The organism is Streptomyces chattanoogensis, from assembly GCF_001294335.1.
Taxonomy (GTDB): Bacteria; Actinomycetota; Actinomycetes; order Streptomycetales; family Streptomycetaceae; genus Streptomyces; species Streptomyces chattanoogensis.
Map to the genome: position 1 here is coordinate 1 of NZ_LGKG01000087.1, position 342 is coordinate 342.

Sequence of the window (342 nt, forward strand, 5' to 3'; positions counted from 1 at the left end):
CGTTGGCGCTGGCGATCCTCGACAAGGTCCGTGCCGCCCGTATGCAGAAGGCGGTGGCGTGATGGGCGCCCTGCTGATGTTCCTCGGTCTCGTCTTCATCGGGGTCTCGTTCCCCGCCGACGGGCTGACCGGCGTCACGTTGGCGCTCGCCGGCCTCGGCCTGCTCTGGTCCGGCTTCTTCACCCGCCGGGACGGTGCCAAGTGAGGGCCCGCACCTCGCTGGGCCGGGCGATCGACCGCCTGGTTCTCCGCACCGTCGGTGTCGCCACCGTGCTCGCGCTGCTCGTCGCCAACTCCCAGTTCGCCCTGATCGGAGGTGCGGCATGAGCGCCGCCCTGGTTC

Annotated in this window: 2 protein-coding genes; both read left to right on the forward strand. The window is 70.8% G+C overall.

Annotated elements, in window-relative coordinates; all coding sequences use genetic code 11:
* Positions 1 to 61 precede the first annotated feature (61 nt).
* Positions 62 to 205, forward strand: a complete 144-nt coding sequence (locus ADL29_RS43410; RefSeq protein ID WP_157878455.1) for a hypothetical protein — start codon at positions 62 to 64, stop codon at positions 203 to 205.
* Positions 202 to 327 (forward strand): hypothetical protein, encoded by a 126-nt coding sequence (locus tag ADL29_RS46000; RefSeq protein WP_281181811.1) that lies wholly within the window; start codon positions 202 to 204, stop codon positions 325 to 327. Before ADL29_RS43410 ends, ADL29_RS46000 begins: the two co-directional genes overlap by 4 nt.
* The last annotated feature ends 15 nt before the right edge of the window (positions 328 to 342 follow it).

Coding starts and splice junctions, on each gene's coding strand:
- ADL29_RS43410 (WP_157878455.1), top strand. CDS start 62: ATGGGCGCCCTGCTGATGTTCCTCGGTCTCGTCTTCATCGGGGTCTCG.